The following is a 17,543-nucleotide window of genomic DNA, read 5'->3' as shown; positions in this document are numbered from 1 at the left end:
GCGCCCGGGCACAGGGAAAACTTCGACGAGGAGGCCGCCGGTGTACGTGACAGGCACCGCGGCCTCCTCGTCACATAGGGTCGGCAGCGGCAGGTACGCGGTACGCGGCGCCCACGAGGTGCGCGACGGAAGGGGCGGGTCGGATGACGCAGGTTGTGAGTGACCGGAGCCTGGCGGCGGATGACCCGACCGCCCCGCCGCCCGGTCGGGCCCGCCGGGTGGTGCTGAAGCTCTCCGGCGAGGTCTTCGGCGGCGGCGCGATCGGCGTCGACCCCGACGTCGTGCAGGCCATCGCCCGGCAGATCGCCACCGTGGTGCGCCGCGGCGTGCAGGTTTCCGTGGTGGTCGGCGGCGGCAACTTCTTCCGCGGCGCCGAGCTGCAGAAGCGGGGCATGGACCGGGCCCGCGCCGACTACATGGGCATGCTGGGCACGGTGATGAACTGCCTCGCCCTCCAGGACTTCCTGGAGAAGGAGGGCATCGAGACCCGGGTGCAGAGCGCCATCACGATGGCCCAGGTCGCCGAGCCGTACATCCCGCTGCGGGCGATCCGGCACCTGGAGAAGGGCCGCGTGGTCATCTTCGGCGCGGGCGCCGGGATGCCCTACTTCTCCACCGACACGGTGGCCGCTCAGCGGGCGCTGGAGATCCGCGCCGACGTGGTGCTGATGAGCAAGAACGGTGTGGACGCCGTCTACACCGCCGACCCCCGGATCGACCCGACGGCGAGCAAGCTCGACTCGATCACCTTCTCCGAGGTGCTGCGCCGCAACCTGCGGGTGGCCGACGCCGCGGCGTTCAGCCTCTGCATGGAGAACGGCCTGCCGATGCTGGTCTTCGGCGCCCAGGGCGACGACACGATCGTCCGTGCCGTCGGCGGTGAGAAGATCGGCACGCTGATCACCGCCTGACCGGCACCGCCGGTCCGGCAGCGGTCCTCCGACAACAGCAGCACCAGCACAGCCCACGACGAGCGACAGAAGGAGGCGAGGAGACCGGTGATCGACGACACCCTCCTCGAGGCAGAGGAGAAGATGGAGCGGGCCATCGAGCACGCCAAGGAGGAGTTCGGCGGGATCCGCACCGGTCGCGCCAACGCCGCCATGTTCTCCCGGATCGTCATCGACTACTACGGCAGCCCGACCCCGCTGCCGCAGATGGCGTCCATCGCCGTGCCGGAGCCACGCATGGTGATCATCAAGGCGTACGACAACTCGCAGATCAACGCCATGGAAAAGGCGATCCGCGATTCGGATCTCGGGGTCAACCCGAACAACGAGGGCAACCAGCTGCGCATCGTGCTCCCGCAGATGACCGAGGAGCGGCGCCGCGAGATGATCAAGGTCGCCCGGCACAAGGGCGAGGAGGCCAAGGTGGCCGTCCGCAACATCCGCCGCAAGGGCAAGGAAGAGCTGGACCGCCTGGTGAAGGACGGCGAGGTCGGCGAGGACGAGGGCCGGCGCGCGGAGAAGGAGCTGGACGACCTGACCCAGCGCTTCGTCGCCACCGTCGACGAGCTGGTCAAGCACAAGGAGAACGAGCTGCTCGAGGTCTGAGCGCCCGCGTACCGCCACGGCACCGGTGTGCCGCCGCCCCGTCACGGGTGGCGGCCCGGTGCCGTCGTCGTGCCGGCCCACGTCCGCCGTGCGGGCTTCCCGGGTGCAGTAGGCTCGGCACGATTCCCACCCACCCCCGGGTGAACGGCGGGAGTCGGCCGGCCGTCGGGCCGGTCAACCGGAACTGCTCGCGGCTGTAGGGGATGGTCTTGGTCTTGCGTCATGTGGTGGCTCCCGTACCGCCTGCCGGTGCGTGATGTCCCACCCCGACCCCTACGGCAACGCCGAGCCGCGCGGCTGGGACCGCCCGGCCCCGCTGCCCTGGCCGGAGACCGACCTGGAGCCCGGGCCCTGGCGCCGGCCGGATGCCGGCCCGGAGGCGTACGCCCGTCCGCCCGGCCGGCCCGCCGCCGACCCGCACGCCCGACCCGATGACGGCTACGACGCGCCGCGCGGCCGCCGGCCGTACGACGGACCGCCGGCCCCCGAGCGCGGCTGGCGCGACGACCCGGTGCCCCGCGGCCCCGGCCACGCGGACGCGGGTCGCCGGGACACCGGCCCCGGCGGTTACGGGACCGCGGACCGGGACCTGTGGGACCACGACCCCCGGGACCGGGGCCGGGGCGCCGACCCGAGGGACCGCTACGACGCGACCCCGCGGGGCCGGAGCTACGACCGGCCCGACGAGGAGTACCCGACGGCCCAGATCGCTCCGGTACGCGACGAGCCGACCAGCCACCTGCCGGTGGTGCGCGACGAGCCCGGACCGGAGCCGGAGCCGCCGGCCCGCCGGTCGAAGGGCCGGCGCCGGGCCGGCGCGGACCGCCCGCCGACCGCCCAGCCGAAGGCGTCCCGGGCGGGCCGCAACCTGCCGGCCGCGATCGGCGTCGGGCTGGCCCTCGGCGCGGCCATCGTGGTGCCGCTCTTCTTCTACCTGCCGGCGTTCCTCGCCGTGATCACCGCCGCGGTGGCGATCGGCTCCTGGGAGATGGCCCGCGCGGTCCGCCGCAGCGGCGCCCACCCGCCGCTGGTGCCGCTGGTCGCCGGTGGCGTCATCACCATCGGACTGGCCTGGTTCGCCGGCCCGGACGCGCTCTGCCTCGGCCTGCTGGTCACCGTGCTGGGCACGATGATCTGGCGGCTGGGCGACGGCCCCGGCAACTACCAGCGGGACCTCACCGCGGCCACCCTGATCGCGGTCTACGTGCCCTTCCTCGGCGGTTTCGCGGCGATGCTGGCGGCCGCCCCCGACGACGGTCACCTGCGGGTGCTGGTCACCCTGGTCGCCGTGGTGCTCTCCGACACCGGCGGCTACGCGGCCGGTGTCGCCTTCGGCAAGCACCCGATGGCCCCCACGATCAGCCCGAAGAAGTCCTGGGAGGGCTTCGCCGGCTCGGTGACCGCGGCGGCCGCGGGCAGCGCCCTGCTGCTCTGGCTGCTGCTCGACGTGGCCCCGTGGTGGGGCGCCGTCTTCGGGGTGGCGATCTCCGGCGCGGCGGTGCTCGGCGACCTCGCCGAGTCCATGATCAAGCGCGATCTCGGGGTCAAGGACATGAGCAACCTGCTCCCCGGGCACGGCGGCCTGATGGACCGCCTCGACTCGATCCTGTTCGCGGTGCCGACCGCCTACCTGCTGCTGGCGATCTTCGTGCCGATGGCGGGCTGAGGCGTGAATCACGCGGGTGGCGTCGTCCCGGCCGGCCGGCCGGGGCCGATTCGGCACCCACGGACAGGTGCGTCCCCCGTTCGGCGTGTCAGACTGGACGCGCCATGACGAGCCTCCCACTGATCTCCGTAGACCCCGACGCCCGCGGCCGCCGGCCCGCGATGCCACCCCGTCACCTCGCCGACCTGGACCTGCCGGGCCGGCAGGCGCTCGTCACCGAGCTGGGGGAGCCGGCGTTCCGCGCCAAGCAGGTCTCGAACCACTACTTCGGCCGTCTGGTCCGCGACCCGGCACGGATGACCGATCTGCCGGCGGCGACCCGTGAGCGGTTGGCGGGCACGCTGCTGCCCACCCTGCTCACCCCGGTGCGCGAGATGGCCTGCGACGACGGCGCCACGCGCAAGGCACTCTGGCGGCTGCACGACGGCTCGCTGGTGGAGAGCGTGCTGATGGGCTACCCGGACCGGGTCACCGTCTGCATCTCCAGCCAGGCGGGCTGCGGCATGGCCTGCCCGTTCTGCGCCACCGGCCAGGCCGGGCTGACCCGCAACCTCTCCACCGCCGAGATCGTCGACCAGGCCGTCTACCTGGCCGGCGTGGCCGCCTCGGGGGCGGTGGCCGGTTCCCCGCCGCGCCTGTCGCACGTGGTGTTCATGGGCATGGGCGAGCCGCTGGCCAACTACGCGCGGGTGGTGGCGGCGATCCGCCGGCTGGTCGCCCCGGCCCCGGAGGGGCTCGGCCTGTCCCAGCGGCACATCACCGTTTCCACGGTCGGGCTGGTTCCGGCCATCCGCCGACTGGCCAGCGAAGACCTCTCAGTGACCCTTGCGTTGTCGCTGCACGCCCCCGATGATGAGCTGCGCGACGAACTCGTGCCGGTCAACCAGCGCTGGAAGGTGTCCGAGGTGCTGGACGCGGCGTGGGACTACGCGGACACGACGGGGCGTCGCGTGTCCATCGAATACGCGATGATCAAGGACGTGAACGACCAGCCGTGGAGAGCCGATCTGCTCGGGCGGCTGCTGGCCGGCAAGCTGGCCCACGTGAACCTGATCCCGCTCAACCCGACTCCGGGCAGCCGCTGGGACGCCAGCCCGAAGCCGGTCGAGCGGGAGTTCGTCCGGCGGTTGCGCGACGCCGGGGTGTCCACCACGGTGCGGGACACCCGGGGTCGCGAGATCGACGGGGCGTGTGGGCAGCTCGCCGCCGCCGAGGACAGGGACAGCGACCCACGCGCCGCAACGGCGTGACGGCGTAGCGGTAGAGACCAGGAGACATAGTGGCGAGTCAGGGTCAGCGTTTCCGGCGTAAGGCGCTCCGCCGGGGATACAAGGTCGACGAGGTGGACGCCTTCCTGGACCGGGTGGAGGCGACACTCGCCGGCCAGCCGGTCGGCGCGCCCGTGGCCTCCCAGGAGGTCCACGACGTCGTCTTCCGGGTCCGGTTCAACGGCTACGACGAGTGGCAGGTCGACCTGCACCTGGACCGGGTCGAGCGGCAGCTCGCCGAGCTGGAGGAGCGCGGTGGCGCCCCCGGCGGGCGCGGTGGCGATCCCCGGATGGCCGACCGGCTGGGCCCGCCGATGCGCGACGAGCGTGGCCTCTCCCCGGTGCCGCAGCCCCCGATGCCACCCCGGCCGATGCCCGCGCAGGCCGGCCCGCCCGCCGACCGCTACGGCAACCGCTACGACGAGCCGACCGGCGCCTTCGCCGGCGGGTACGACGGCCCGCGTGGCGGCTACGACGCACCCCGCGGCCCGGGCGGTCCCGGCCCGATGGGTCCCGGCGCCCCGATGGGACACGGCGGCCCGCCCTCCCGCGGTCTGCCCCCCGGCCCGGGCGGCTACGGCCAGGACGAGCGCTTCGACGGCTTCGAGGCCGGCCGCCACGGCCGCGCCGACATGACCGCCGAGATCCGGATGCCCGAGCGGGATCTGCGTGACCCGCGCGGTCGTGGCCCGGCCGGCCCGCCGCAGCTGCCGCAACAGGGCTACGGCCCGGACCAGGGCTACGGCCCGGACCAGGGCTACGGCCCGGACCCGGGTTACGGCGGCCCGGACCAGGGCTACGGCGGCGGTCCCGGCATGTCCGGCCCGCCGATGGCCGGTCCGCCGGTCGGTGGCCCGCCGATGGTGGGCCCGCCGATGGCCGGCCCGCCCGGCAGCGACCTGTACCGGGTGGACCAGATCCGCCGCAGCTTCCAGGTGCGCCGCTTCGGCAGCGGATACGACCCGGACCAGGTCGACCGGTTCTTCGAGACGCTGCTCGGCGGCATGCAGGGCCGCAACCCGATGCCGGTGAACCCGAAGGACCTGGACACCCTGCGCTTCGGGCTGGTGCCCGGCGGCTACTTCGAGGCCGAGGTCGACGCCGCCCTCAAGGACGTGCAGGACATCCTGCTAGGCCGCTGACCCCGCCGACGACGACGAAGGGCCCGTCCCCGATCGGGGGCGGGCCCTCGTGCGTATGGGCCGGGTGCGGGCCGGTCAGGACCGCAGGCCGTTGCGGCGCAGCACGGCGTCGCCGATGACGATGGCCAGCAGCAGCGCCGCGAGGCCGAACAGCCAGATGTTCTCGACGTTGCCCTCGTGGTTGCCGCAGAGCGCCATGAGCACCAACACCGCCGCCGACAGCACCGCGCCGATCCGTCCGGACTTGCGGTGCCCCGGCCGGTGCTGGTCGGGCGCGGTTACCGGCTCGCTTCCTGCCACTGTCGGTCCTTCCCTCGCGATCGGATCTCCGGTTAGTCTGGCACGCCCCGTGGCGGCCCCGGTGCGGGGTCCGACCGGATGAGGGACACATGACCCACGAGGACGACCGCGAGTTGTACGAGCGGGCCCAGCAGGCGTGGGGCGCCGAAGACTGGCCGGTCGCCGGGGAGCTGTGGGAGCGCTTGGCGCGCCGGCACCCGGACATCCCCGCCGCCGAGTCGTGGTGGTACAACGCCGCGCTGGCGTACAAGTTCCTGCGGAACTGGGCGAAGGCGTACGACCTGGGGCGGGAGGCGGCCGCCCGGTCGACGCGCGGCAGCGGGGACCCCGCGTTCTGGAACCTGGGCATCGCGGCGACGATCATGCAGGACTGGGCGACGGCGCGGGACGCCTGGTCGGGGTACGGGCTGGACGTTCCGGACGGCGAGGGTGAGATCGAGGCGGACTTCGGCGTCACCCCGATCCGCCTCGGCGGCGGCGAAGTGGTCTGGGCCCGGCGACTCTGCCCCACCCGCGCCCGGGTGCTCAGTGTGCCGACGCCCGGGTCCGGCCGGCGCTTCGGCGAGGTCGTGGTGCACGACGGGGCGCCCAACGGTGAGCGGACGGTGGACGGCCGGACGTATCCGGTCTTCGACGAGCTGCTGCTGTTCCGGGCCTCGGAGTTGCCGACCACCACCGTTGACGTGGTCGCCGGCACGCCGGAGGACGTCGGCGCGCTGGCCACGCTCTTCGACGAGCACGGGTACGCGGCGGAGCCGGCCAGCGGCGTGCGGGTTCTGTGCGCCTGCTGCAGCGAGGGGACCGTGCACCAGGACCGCGACCACCAGGTCGGCGGCGGGCAGCGGGTGCATCTGGCGGCGCCGGTGGACCGCATCGTCGGGCTGTTGGACGCCTGGTGCGCGGCCGCCCCGCAGCGGCGGAACTGGACCGGGACGGTCGAGGGTTGACCCCGCTCGGGCCGTTGGACCTGCCCGCCGGGGCGGAAGACCACTACCGGCGTCGCGGAACGGCGACCACACTGCCTCCGGTAGCGTCGTGACGTACGCCTGATGTCTTTTCGAGGGGGATTGCGGTGCGAGTGACCGGTACGGGCCATGCCAGCATGCGGATCGACACGGCCGCGGGCAGCATCCTGTGCGACCCGTGGGTCAATCCCGCCTACTTCGCCTCCTGGTTCCCCTTCCCGGACAACTCCCAGCTCGACTGGGCGACCCTCGGCCAGTGCGACTACCTGTACGTGTCGCACCTGCACCGGGACCACTTCGACGCCCGGCACCTGCGGGATCACATCTCCAAGGACGCCACCGTCCTGCTCCCCGAGTTCCCCACCTCGGAGATGGAGGACGAGCTGCGGGAGTTGGGCTTCACCAAGTTCCTCAAGGCCCCGAACGAGCAGGTCGTGGAGCTGCCCGGCGGCCTGAAGATCATGATCCAGGCGTTGACCAGCCCGACCGACGGCCCGATCGGCGACTCCTCGCTCTGGGTGGAGTACGACGGGGTCCGGCTGCTCAACCAGAACGACGCCCGGCCCACCGACCTGACCGTCTTCGCCGAGCTGGGCCACGTGCACGCGCACCTGCTCCAGTTCTCCGGCGCGATCTGGTACCCGATGGTCTACGAGCTGCCCCAGGCGGCGAAGACCGCGTTCGGCAAGCAGAAGCGGGAGCGGCAGTTCGACCGCACCTGGCGCTACATCGACGACCTGAAGGCCGACCACGTCTTCCCGATCGCCGGCCCGCCCTGCTTCCTCGACGACGAGCTGTTCCAGTTCAACGACATCTTCGGCGACGAGGGGAACATCTTCCCCGACCAGTCGGTGTTCCTGTCCGAGTACGCCAAGGTCGGCGGGACCAACGGCATCGTCCTGCTGCCGGGCAGCGTCGCGGAGGTCACCACCGAGGGCGCGACGACCACCCACCCGGTGCCCGTCGAGGAGTTCTTCGCGAACAAGCGCGCCCACCTGGAGGAGATGCGGGAGCGCAAGCGCCCGATCATCGAGGCCGAGAAGGCGTCGTGGCGGCACCCCGAGGTGGACGTGCTCGGCGAGATGAAGCGCCGGATCGAGCCGCTGCTGGACGAGTCGATCTACCTGGCCAAGGGTGTCGGCGGTCCGGTGCGCTTCGACCTCGTCGGCTACGACGGGGAATCGGTCGAATCAATCGTGGTGGACTTCCCGGGCAAGGAGGTCCGGCCGTACGCGGACGAGAAGGTCCGCTACCGGTTCCGCACCGAGCGGGCCCTTGTCGAGCACCTGCTGCACATCGGCGAGGTCGACTGGGTCAACTCGCTCTTCCTCTCCTGCCGGTTCTCGGCGGCCCGGATCGGCCAGTACAACGAGTTCGTCTACGCGTTCTTCAAGTGCCTCTCGGAGGAGCGCCTCCAGTACGCCGAGGGCTGGTACGACGAGCACGAGCGGGCCGTCGACGCCGAGGACATCACCCTCGACGGCTGGGTGGTGCAGCGCCGCTGCCCGCACCTGAAGGCGGACCTGAGCCGGTTCGGCATCGTGGAGGGCGACCAGCTCACCTGCCAGCTGCACGGGTGGAAGTTCGACATGGCGAGCGGCCGCTGCCTCACCAGCGTCGGCCACAAGATCCGCGCCCACCGGGCGGACGCCGACACCCCGGCCCCCGCGGGCGAGGCAGTCAGCTGAGTTTCCCCCCGCACGCCGCCCCCGCCGGGTGACCATCAGGTCGGGAAGGGGGCGGCGTGACGGACGCGGACGCGAGGGAGAGGGACTACCGCTACCGGCGTGACCGGGAGATGACCCGGGACGCCTCCCGGGTGGAGACGTTCAGCGACGGCGTCTTCGCGGTCGTGCTGACGGTGATGGCCGTCGAACTGCTCCAGAACGGCCCGGCCCGGGATCCCGGGCGACAGCTCCCCGACGCCCTCGTCCAGGCCTGGCCGGCCTACCTGGCCTACGTGATCACCTTCGGGATCGCCGGCCAGATCTGGCTCGGCCACCACAACATGTGGCGGTACGTGGTCCGGGTCGACCAGGTGCTGCTCATGTTCAACCTGCTCGTGCTGCTCTTCGTGGCGGCGATCCCGTTCACCGCCGACCTGTTGGCGGACAACCTGCGCGGCAGCGGGACCGAGCAGCGGCTGACCGCCGTCCTCTACCTCGGCACCGTGCTGGGGGAGTCGTTCTTCTTCAACCTGAGCTGGTGGTGGGCCCGGCGGCACCACCTGCTCCACCCCGATCTGGACCCGCAACTGGCCGGAGCGGTCTCGCGGCGGCTGGTGGTGCGTCCGCTGCTCTACACGGTCGCCTTCGCCTTCGTCTTCGTCGACCCGATCCTCAGCCTGCTCCTCTACCTGCTGCTGCTCGTCGGTCTCTCCCTCGTCCGCCGTCCCGGCGACCTGCCCCGCGCCGGCGAGGTCAGCGGCCGAGGTCGCTGAGGATCCGCTGGGCGGCGTTGTGCCCGGCCGCGCCGATCACGCTGCCGGCCGGGTGGCAGCCGGCGCTGCCCGCGTAGACGCCGTCGACCCCGGTGGCGTAGGGCATCCGGTCGGTGAACGAGACGGTGTTGTCCACGTGGTGGATGTGCCCGCCGGTGATGCCGAAGTGCGCCTCGATGCCCGGCGGGGGCAGCGGCACGGCGTCGGCGATCAGGTCGCGGGTGCCCGGCGCGTACCGCTCGCAGATGTCGATCAGCCGGTCGACGTAGCCGGGCAGCGCCGCGTCCCAGGTGGTGCCGGCCAGCTCGTAGGGGACCGACTGGACGAAGAGCGCCGACGAGTGGTGCCCGGCGCCGTCGGAGAGCGACGGGTCGACCGTGGTGTGCAGGTACCACTCGATGGTCGGCTCCTCGGGCAGCCGCCCGGCCTGCACGTCCGCCCACATGCCGCGCAGCGCGGCCATCGGCGCCTCGCCACCGGCGCCGACCAGCGACGCCGAGCCGGGGAGCAGGTGGATGGTGGACCCGAACGGGCTCGGCGCGTCCGCCGGCAGGCAGGAGAAGCGGGGCAGGCCGGTGAGCGCCAGGTTGAGCTTCAGCGTGGTGCCCGGCCGGCGGACCGCCGCCATCCGCGCGCCCAGCTCCGCCGGGAGCGCGCCGTCGGGCAGCAGCTCCATCAGCCGGTACGGGTCGCAGGCGCCGAGTACCACGGACGCGGCCACCTCCCGCCCGTCGGCCAGCACCACACCGCCCGCCGCGCCGCCGTCGAGGGTGACGGCGGTGACCGGCGTGCCGGTGACGATGCGGGCGCCGGCCGCGCGGGCGGCGTCGGCGAAGGTCCGGGAGACCGTGCCCATCCCGCCCTGGGCGATCATCCAGGTGCCGTCGGAGCCGGGCAGCCGGCACATGTTGTGCACCAGGAAGTTGTGCCCGGTGCCCGGGTCGTCCGGGCCGGCGTTGAGCCCGGAGAGGCCGTCGGTGACCGCGTACATGCTGACCAGCAGCTCGGAGCGGAAGTCGAAGCGCGCCAGGTAGTCGGCGACCGACCCGCGGACCAGGTCGACGAAGACCTGCCGGAGGGCGGGCCGGACGTACCGTTCGGCGGTGTCCGCCACCGGCAGCGGCTCGGCCAGCCAGGCCGGCGCCAGGTCCTCCCGGAGCTGGGCCAGCTCGGCCTGGAGCGCGTCGTCGGCGGCCACGTCGGCGGGCGAGAAGAACTCGGCGAGCTGCCGCCGGGTGCTCGCCGTGTCACTGCCGAAGAGCAGGTACGGCGAGCCGAGCCCGCCCGGGGTGGGCAGAAAGTAGTGCGGGTCGCGGCGCAGCACCGGGATCGTCACGTCGAGGGTGGCGAGCAGTTCCGGCGGCATCAACCCGAGCAGGTACGACCCGGTGGAGTGCCGCAGCCCGGGCACCTTGGGGAACGGGTTCTCGGTGCGGGTGGCCCCGCCGATCACCTCGGCCGCCTCCAGCACCAGCACGTCGAGGCCGGCGCGGGCCAGCAGGATCGCCGAGACCAGCCCGTTGTGTCCGGAGCCGACCACGACGACGTCGGCGCGGGACGGCAGCTCACTCGCATCGCTCATGCCCGGGCAGCCTAGCGGCGCGGAGCCCCGCCCGGGGAGGGGTCGGCGGAGCGTACGCGGAACCGGGGCCGGCGATCAGGCGCGGGCGGCCGCCCGGGCGGCCCGCCAACGGGAGAGTGCCAGGGTGGCCGAGTAGCCGGCCAGCACGATCACGTGGAACAGGTAGAGCCAGAGCAGCACGGCGACCCCGCCGCCGATCTCGTCGAACCCGCCGAACGGCGCCCCCAGGTCCAGCGGCAGCGAGCAGAACAGCACGAAGCCGTGCAGGAACCCGGACAGGTTCGCCGCGGTGAACGAGCCCAGGCCCAGCGTGGCGAGCCAGTCCGGGGCGGCCGGCCCGACCACCCGGAACAGCCAGACCAGCACCGGCGTGAGCACCAGCCAGGTGGCCAGGAAGGAGAGCACCACGCCCAGCGCCCCCAGCCAGCCGCCCTGCCGGACCAGGTGGGTGGTGAGCGGCAGCGCGAGCAGCACCGCCAGCAGCAGCGCCGGGGCGGGGGCCAGCAGCGGAAGCAGCAGCAGCCGGCCCCGCCAGCCGACCAGGGACCCGGCCTGGCCGCGGGGGATGGCGACGGAGACGAACGCCCGGCGCAGCCCCTCGCCGTAGAGCGACGCCGGCAGCAGCGAGGCCAGCGCCAGCAGCGGGGTCAACCCCAACCCGGCCTCCACCAGCGCGGCCACCGCCCGGTTGGCGCCGATGTCGGTGGGCAGCGTGTTGATCGCGTACGAGGTGAGCCGGCGCACGCGGTCGTCCCCGGCCACCAGCCCGGTCAGCCAGATCGCCAGCAGCGCCACCGGCACCACGGCGATCGCCCCGTAGAAGGTGATCGCGGCGGCGTGCAGCGAGAGGTCGCGGCCGCGTACCGGCCGGAACGCGACGCCGGTGATCCGCTTCGCCCACTGCCATCCCGCACCCATCGCCACCTCGTTCCCCGTGGGACGCCCCGGCACGCATTACGATCCGGCGTGTGATCACCTCGACCGAGCGGTTGGTGGTCCGGGACTGGACGGAGTCGCCGGACGACCTGGCCCGGATCTACGACATCTACTCCCGCGACGAGGTGATGCGCTGGCTGGGCGGCGGCGCGGGGCGGATGACCGACCCGGCCGAGGCCCGCGAGCGCCTGCACTCCTGGCGCGAGCGCTACGCGCCGTACGCCGGCCGCTGGGGAATCTGGGCGATCGCGCCGCGCGGCACCGGTCGGGCGGCCGGCAGCGTCCTGCTCAAGCCGCTGCCCGGGCGGGACGGGGTCACGCCCACCGACGACATCGAGGTCGGCTGGCACCTGCACCCCGACGCGCAGGGGCACGGCTACGCCACCGAGGCGGCCCGGGCCGTGCTGGAGCGCGAGTTCGCCGCCGGCACCCGCCAGGTCCACGCGGTGGTGATGGCCGGCAACGAGCCGTCGATGGCGGTGGCCCGGCGGCTCGGCATGACCCACGTCGGCACCCGCACCGACTGGTACGCGGGCGCCGAGCTCGAAACGTTCGTCCTGGCCAGCCCGGCGTAGCCGTTCGGCGGAGATCATCCGGCGGACGACGGACGTATCGTCTCCGCTCGTGTCGATCACCTTCACGACGGAGCCCAACCGGCGGCTGCTCGGCTTCGCGCTGCGCCGGGCCTTCCGCCGGGCCCTGATGTCGTACTGGATCTGCGCCGGCGTGATGGCGCTGCTGGCCCTCCTGGCGTGGTACGCGGGTGATACCGCCGGGGTGGTGGCCGGAAGTGCCGGCGCCGTCGCGCTCGCGCTGGTCGCCTGGTGGGCCGGCCACCGGACGGTCAGCATGAACTGGAAGCTCTACGGTCGACCCATCGTCTGGTCCGTCGGCGACGAGGGGGTGCGTTACGACGGCGAACTGGTGGACTGTCTGGTCCGCTGGCCCGCGGTGGAACGGGTCGAGCCGGTTCCGTACCACCTGATCTTCCGGATCGGCCGGTACCAGGTGCTGCCGGCCAGGGTCGACGGGCTGGACGCGGACCAGCGCGACGAATTGCTCGCCTTCCTGCACGCCCGGGGCCTGCTCGGCCGGTCACCGGAGGAGGCCACCCGTCGCATCGCCCCCGTCGGGTAGGGCGGGCCGAATCTCGGCGGCCTGCGGTACGTCTCGGACGTGACCGAGGCCTGCTCGCCGGCCGGGCGGTCGCCTGAACTCGTCGGCACCGGACAGGTTGTGCGATCCCGGGTGATCAGGGGCAGCGCCGCTAGGGTGGGCGGTAGCACGGTGTCCCGCGGAGGGGGTGAGCCCGATGGCCCAGGCCGCATTCACGCCGGAGCCGGCGCCGCAGCCTGCCGAGCCGTCCTTCGACGTGCTCCGGTGGCACGACGAACCGTGGACCGCGCAGCTCGCTCTCGATCTGTTGCCGGAGACCAACGGCCCGAAGGTCGAGGTCCTGAGCGGAAGCGTGATCGCGACACCACACGCGGGAATCGATCACCAGTCGGTCGAACGGGAACTGCCCTACCTGTTGCACCGTCCCGCCCGCCGGGCGGGACTCTGGGTCTATCCCGAGATCAATCTGATCTGCGGCAAGGACCTGTTCATCCCGGACATCGCCGTGTTGCGGTCCTCCGGCGGTGGCCGGTCCGCGGTCGACGTGAGCCAGGCGGTCCTGCTCGGGGAGATCGTGTCGCCCGGAAACCGGCGCAAGGACGTGATCGACCGGCCGCGGGAGTACGCCGCTGCCGGAGTGCCGTTCTTCCTCCGGGTGGATCTGCGCAACCGGGTGCCGGCACTGGCTCTCTACGAGCTGGTCGAGGGCGAGTACCGCCCGCTCGCCGCGGCTGGGGCCGGCGCCACCTTCGTCATGCGCCAGCCGTTCGAGTTCAGCGTCGACCCGGCCGACCTGCTCGACGAGGAGGCGCCCGAGGAGGAGTCCGGCGCGGGGGAGTGAGGCTCCCAGCGGGCGCTCAGGAGGGCTGGGGAAGAATGGGCGGGTGACGTCTTCCCGCGCCCTCGTCCTGCTCGGCTCCACCGGTTCGGTCGGCACCCAGGCCGTCGACATCGTCCGGCGCAACCCGGACCGGTTCCGGGTGGTGGCCCTCGGCGCCGGCGGCGGCAACGTGGAGCTGCTCGCCGCGCAGGCGCTGGAGCTGGGCGTGGAGGCGGTCGGGGTGGCCAAGGCGTCCGCCGCCCAGGACCTCCAGCTCGCGTTCTACGCCGAGGCGAGCCGGCGTGGCTGGGCCACCGGCGACTTCAAGCTGCCCAAGATCGTGGCCGGGCCGGACGCGATGACCGAGCTGGCCGGGTGGCCCTGCGACGTGGTGCTCAACGGGGTGGTCGGCTCGCTCGGGCTCGCGCCGACCCTGGCCGCGCTGAACGCCGGGCGTACCCTCGCGCTGGCCAACAAGGAGTCCCTCGTCGCCGGCGGGCCGCTGGTCAGGGCGGCGGTGAAGCGGCCGGGGCAGATCGTCCCGGTCGACTCCGAGCACTCGGCGCTGGCGCAGTGCCTGCGCGGCGGCACCCGCGGCGAGGTGCGCCGGCTCGTGGTGACCGCCAGCGGCGGGCCGTTCCGGGGCCGCCGGCGCGACGAGTTGACCGAGGTCACGCCGGAGCAGGCGCTGGCGCACCCCACCTGGAACATGGGGCCGGTCGTGACGATCAACTCCGCCACCATGGTCAACAAGGCCCTGGAGGTGATCGAGGCGCACGAGCTGTTCGACGTGCCCTACGCCGACATCGAGGTGGTGGTCCACCCGCAGTCGGTGATCCACTCGATGGTCGAGTTCACCGACGGCTCGACGCTCGCCCAGGCCAGCCCGCCGGACATGCGGCTGCCCATCGCCCTCGGCCTCGGCTGGCCGGACCGGGTGCCCGGTGCCGCCGCCGCGGTCGACTGGACGAAGGCCCACACCTGGGAGTTCTTTCCGCTCGACGACGCCGCGTTCCCGGCGGTCGCGCTGGCCAAGGCGGCCGGCGCGGCCGGGCGCTGCCGGCCGGCGATCTACAACGCGGCGAACGAGGAGTGCGTGGCGGCCTTCGTGGCGGGCCGGCTGCCCTTCCTCGGCATCGTCGACACCCTGGAACGGGTGTTGGAGGACGCTCCGGACTTCGACGAACCAGGTACCGTCGAGGACGTGCTCGCCGCCGAGTCGTGGGCACGGGGGCACGCCCAGGCGATCATCGCCGGGTCGCTGGAAGGAGCTTGATGAGTTACCTGCTCGGGGTGGCGCTGTTTGCCCTGGCGATCCTCATCTCGGTGAGCCTGCACGAGGCGGGGCACATGCTCACCGCCAAGGCGTTCGGGATGAAGGTCACCCGCTTCTTCGTCGGCTTCGGGCCGACGCTCTGGTCGTTCAAGCGCGGCGAGACCGAGTACGGCGTCAAGGGCATCCCGCTCGGCGGCTTCTGCAAGATCGTCGGGATGACCCCGCAGGACGACGACGTCGAACCGGGCGACGAGAAGCGCGCCATGTGGCGCTACCCGGTGTGGAAGCGGACGATCGTGATGTCCGCGGGCTCCATCACCCACTTCGCCCTGGCCCTGGTGACCCTCTGGATCCTCGCGGTCTCCGCCGGCCTGCCCAACCCGGAGTTCCCGAGCACGGAGGATGGCTTCAAGGCCGAGCCGGCCGTGATCGCCCTGGCCCCGTGCGTGGTGGTGGAGAACGCCGGCCGGGCCTGCCAGGCCGGCGACCCGGCCAGTCCGGCCGCGAAGGCCCAGCTCCAGGACGGCGACCGGATCACCGCGGTCAACGGCCGGCCGGTCTCCACCTGGGGCGACATGCTGGACGTGGTCCGCGCCACGAAGCCCGGCGCGGCCACCGTCGACTACGTCCGCGACGGCCGCCCGGCCACCGCCACGGTCGACCTGGCCGCCGTGCAGCGCCCGCCGCTGGGCGACCCGAAGGGCGCCACCTCGGCGGTGTCCGCCCTCGGCGTCGCGCTCCAGCCGAGCACACCCACCCGGGTCCAGTACGGTCCGGTCGCCGCGTTCGGCGCGACCGCCGACTTCACCGGCAACATGGCGGTGCAGACCCTGCACGCCATGCAGCGGATCCCGCAGAAGGTCCCCGCCCTGTGGAGCGCCGTCACCGGCGGCGAGCGGGACGTGGACACCCCGATCAGCGTGGTCGGCGCCAGCCGGCTGGGCGGCGAGGCCGTGGAGAACAACGCCTGGCTGGTGTTCTTCATGCTCTTCGTCTCGCTGAACTTCTTCATCGGCGTGTTCAACCTGCTGCCGCTGCTCCCGGTGGACGGCGGGCACATCGCCATCATCTGGTTCGAGCGGGCCCGCTCCTGGCTCTACGCCCGCCTCGGCCGGGCCGACCCGGGCCGGGTCGACTACCTCAAGCTCATGCCCCTCACGTACGCGGTGATCCTCATCGGTGGCGTGTTCACGCTGCTGACCATCACCGCGGACGTGGTCAACCCGATCACGCTCTTCCCAAGGTGAGTGCCTGAAGTGACCGCTGTCAGTCTCGGTATGCCCCCCGTACCGCCGCCGCCGCTCGCCCCGCGCCGGGCCAGCCGCCAGATCATGGTCGGTTCGGTGCCGGTCGGTGGAGGCGCGCCGGTCTCGGTGCAGTCCATGACCACCACCCTGACCGCCGACGTGAACGCCACCCTCCAGCAGATCGCCGAGCTGACCGCGTCCGGCTGCCAGATCGTCCGGGTGGCCGTGCCGTCCCAGGACGACGTCGAGGCGCTGCCCGCGATCGCCAGGAAGTCGCAGATCCCGGTGATCGCCGACATCCACTTCCAGCCGAAGTACGTCTTCGCGGCGATCGACGCCGGCTGCGCCGCGGTCCGGGTGAACCCGGGCAACATCCGGCAGTTCGACGACAAGGTCAAGGAGATCGCCCGGGCGGCCGGCGACGCGGGCGTGCCGATCCGGATCGGCGTGAACGCCGGCTCGCTGGACAAGCGCCTCCTGGCCAAGTACGGCAAGGCCACCGCCGAGGCGCTCGTCGAGTCGGCGCTCTGGGAGTGCTCGCTGTTCGAGGAGCACGGCTTCCGGGACATCAAGATCTCGGTGAAGCACAACGACCCGGTGGTGATGATCCGGGCGTACCGGCAGCTCGCCGAGAAGTGCGACTACCCGCTGCACCTGGGCGTGACCGAGGCGGGCCCGGCGTTCCAGGGCACCATCAAGTCCGCGGTGGCGTTCGGCGCGCTGCTGGCCGAGGGGATCGGCGACACCATCCGGGTCTCGCTCTCCGCCCCGCCGGTCGAGGAGATCAAGGTCGGCACCGCGATCCTGGAGTCGCTGGGCCTGCGCGAGCGGGGCCTGGAGATCGTCTCCTGCCCGTCCTGCGGCCGCGCCCAGGTCGACGTCTACAAGCTGGCCGAGGAGGTCACCGCCGGCCTGGAGGGGCTGCCGGTGCCGCTGCGCGTGGCCGTCATGGGCTGCGTGGTGAACGGCCCGGGCGAGGCCCGCGAGGCCGACCTCGGTGTCGCCTCCGGCAACGGCAAGGGCCAGATCTTCGTCAAGGGCCAGGTGGTCAAGACCGTGCCCGAGGGCCAGATCGTGGAGACGCTGATCGAGGAGGCGCTGCGGATCGCCGACGAGATGGGCGCCGAGATCCCCGAGGAGCTGCGCGGCCTGGTGCCGGGCGCCACGGTGACCGTGCACTGATCGCCGCACCGCCGACGACGTGCGGCCGTCCCCACCGGGGGCGGCCG

17 protein-coding genes are annotated in these 17,543 nt (G+C 72.8%); 14 read left to right on the top strand and 3 right to left on the bottom strand.

Annotated features, from left to right (window positions below; translation table 11 throughout):
• Positions 1-143 precede the first annotated feature (143 nt).
• The 5 genes from pyrH to RMN56_RS04345 all read left to right on the top strand — a co-directional run bounded on the left by pyrH (position 144) and on the right by RMN56_RS04345 (position 5,632).
• Positions 144-911 carry a UMP kinase gene (gene pyrH, locus RMN56_RS04365; protein WP_091268664.1) on the top strand — a complete coding sequence of 256 codons (768 nt, stop codon included), beginning with the start codon at positions 144-146 and terminating at the stop codon, positions 909-911.
• 87 nt (positions 912-998) lie between these two features.
• Positions 999-1,556, top strand: a complete 558-nt coding sequence (frr, locus tag RMN56_RS04360) for a ribosome recycling factor (RefSeq protein ID WP_313722553.1) — start codon at positions 999-1,001, stop codon at positions 1,554-1,556.
• 256 nt (positions 1,557-1,812) lie between these two features.
• On the top strand, positions 1,813-3,222 hold the full coding sequence (locus tag RMN56_RS04355; protein ID WP_313722552.1) for a phosphatidate cytidylyltransferase: 1,410 nt from the start codon (positions 1,813-1,815) through the stop codon (positions 3,220-3,222).
• A 104-nt stretch (positions 3,223-3,326) separates the two neighbouring features.
• The gene (gene rlmN / locus RMN56_RS04350; protein ID WP_313722551.1) at positions 3,327-4,472 is read left to right on the top strand and encodes a dual-specificity RNA methyltransferase RlmN; all 1,146 of its coding nucleotides are present in this window, start codon (positions 3,327-3,329) and stop codon (positions 4,470-4,472) included.
• A gap of 29 nt (positions 4,473-4,501) precedes the next feature.
• A complete protein-coding gene (locus tag RMN56_RS04345) occupies positions 4,502-5,632 on the top strand; it encodes a DivIVA domain-containing protein (RefSeq protein ID WP_313722550.1) in 1,131 nt (376 codons plus the stop codon).
• A gap of 75 nt (positions 5,633-5,707) precedes the next feature.
• Here RMN56_RS04345 and RMN56_RS04340 read toward each other — a convergent pair whose 3' ends face one another.
• Entirely contained in the window at positions 5,708-5,932 is a 225-nt protein-coding gene (locus tag RMN56_RS04340) for a DUF2631 domain-containing protein (protein ID WP_262281393.1), read from the bottom strand.
• 89 nt (positions 5,933-6,021) lie between these two features.
• Between RMN56_RS04340 and RMN56_RS04335 the strand changes: the two genes are divergently transcribed.
• The 3 genes from RMN56_RS04335 (at position 6,022) to RMN56_RS04325 (ending at position 9,337) form a co-directional block, all read left to right on the top strand.
• Positions 6,022-6,879: a tetratricopeptide repeat protein gene (locus RMN56_RS04335; RefSeq protein WP_313722549.1), complete on the top strand. Its 858-nt coding sequence runs from the start codon at positions 6,022-6,024 to the stop codon at positions 6,877-6,879.
• Between the two features lie 125 nt (positions 6,880-7,004).
• Positions 7,005-8,585, top strand: coding sequence for a Rieske 2Fe-2S domain-containing protein (locus tag RMN56_RS04330; RefSeq protein WP_313722548.1), 1,581 nt, complete (start codon positions 7,005-7,007; stop codon positions 8,583-8,585).
• Between the two features lie 110 nt (positions 8,586-8,695).
• Entirely contained in the window at positions 8,696-9,337 is a 642-nt protein-coding gene (locus tag RMN56_RS04325) for a TMEM175 family protein (RefSeq protein WP_313724646.1), read from the top strand.
• On the opposite strand, the gene RMN56_RS04320 is transcribed toward RMN56_RS04325, so the two are convergent.
• Both RMN56_RS04320 and RMN56_RS04315 read right to left on the bottom strand, forming a co-directional pair.
• Positions 9,318-10,919, bottom strand: coding sequence for a phytoene desaturase family protein (locus RMN56_RS04320; RefSeq protein ID WP_313722547.1), 1,602 nt, complete (start codon positions 10,917-10,919; stop codon positions 9,318-9,320). The two genes, RMN56_RS04325 and RMN56_RS04320, sit on opposite strands and share 20 nt — an antisense overlap.
• Before the next feature lie 75 nt (positions 10,920-10,994).
• Entirely contained in the window at positions 10,995-11,837 is an 843-nt protein-coding gene (locus RMN56_RS04315; RefSeq protein WP_313722546.1) for a YhjD/YihY/BrkB family envelope integrity protein, read from the bottom strand.
• A 50-nt stretch (positions 11,838-11,887) separates the two neighbouring features.
• Here RMN56_RS04315 and RMN56_RS04310 point away from each other — a divergent pair, with 50 nt between their 5' ends.
• The 6 genes from RMN56_RS04310 to ispG all read left to right on the top strand — a co-directional run bounded on the left by RMN56_RS04310 (position 11,888) and on the right by ispG (position 17,496).
• On the top strand, positions 11,888-12,430 hold the full coding sequence (locus RMN56_RS04310) for a GNAT family N-acetyltransferase (protein ID WP_313722545.1): 543 nt from the start codon (positions 11,888-11,890) through the stop codon (positions 12,428-12,430).
• Positions 12,431-12,479: 49 nt separating this feature from the next.
• Positions 12,480-12,992, top strand: coding sequence for a YcxB family protein (locus RMN56_RS04305; RefSeq protein WP_313722544.1), 513 nt, complete (start codon positions 12,480-12,482; stop codon positions 12,990-12,992).
• 175 nt (positions 12,993-13,167) lie between these two features.
• Positions 13,168-13,812, top strand: a complete 645-nt coding sequence (locus tag RMN56_RS04300; RefSeq protein ID WP_313722543.1) for a Uma2 family endonuclease — start codon at positions 13,168-13,170, stop codon at positions 13,810-13,812.
• 43 nt (positions 13,813-13,855) lie between these two features.
• A complete protein-coding gene (gene dxr, locus RMN56_RS04295; RefSeq protein ID WP_313722542.1) occupies positions 13,856-15,067 on the top strand; it encodes a 1-deoxy-D-xylulose-5-phosphate reductoisomerase in 1,212 nt (403 codons plus the stop codon).
• Positions 15,067-16,314, top strand: coding sequence for a M50 family metallopeptidase (locus tag RMN56_RS04290; protein ID WP_313722541.1), 1,248 nt, complete (start codon positions 15,067-15,069; stop codon positions 16,312-16,314). The genes dxr and RMN56_RS04290 overlap by 1 nt, the downstream gene beginning before the upstream one ends.
• A 9-nt stretch (positions 16,315-16,323) precedes the next feature.
• Positions 16,324-17,496, top strand: coding sequence for a flavodoxin-dependent (E)-4-hydroxy-3-methylbut-2-enyl-diphosphate synthase (gene ispG / locus RMN56_RS04285; RefSeq protein WP_313722540.1), 1,173 nt, complete (start codon positions 16,324-16,326; stop codon positions 17,494-17,496).
• Positions 17,497-17,543 lie beyond the last annotated feature (47 nt).

This window comes from Micromonospora halotolerans (genome assembly GCF_032108445.1).
GTDB lineage: Bacteria > Actinomycetota > Actinomycetes > Mycobacteriales > Micromonosporaceae > Micromonospora > Micromonospora halotolerans.
Note: the sequence above shows the minus strand (reverse complement) of the source record. Positions and strands in the feature narration are given on the sequence as shown.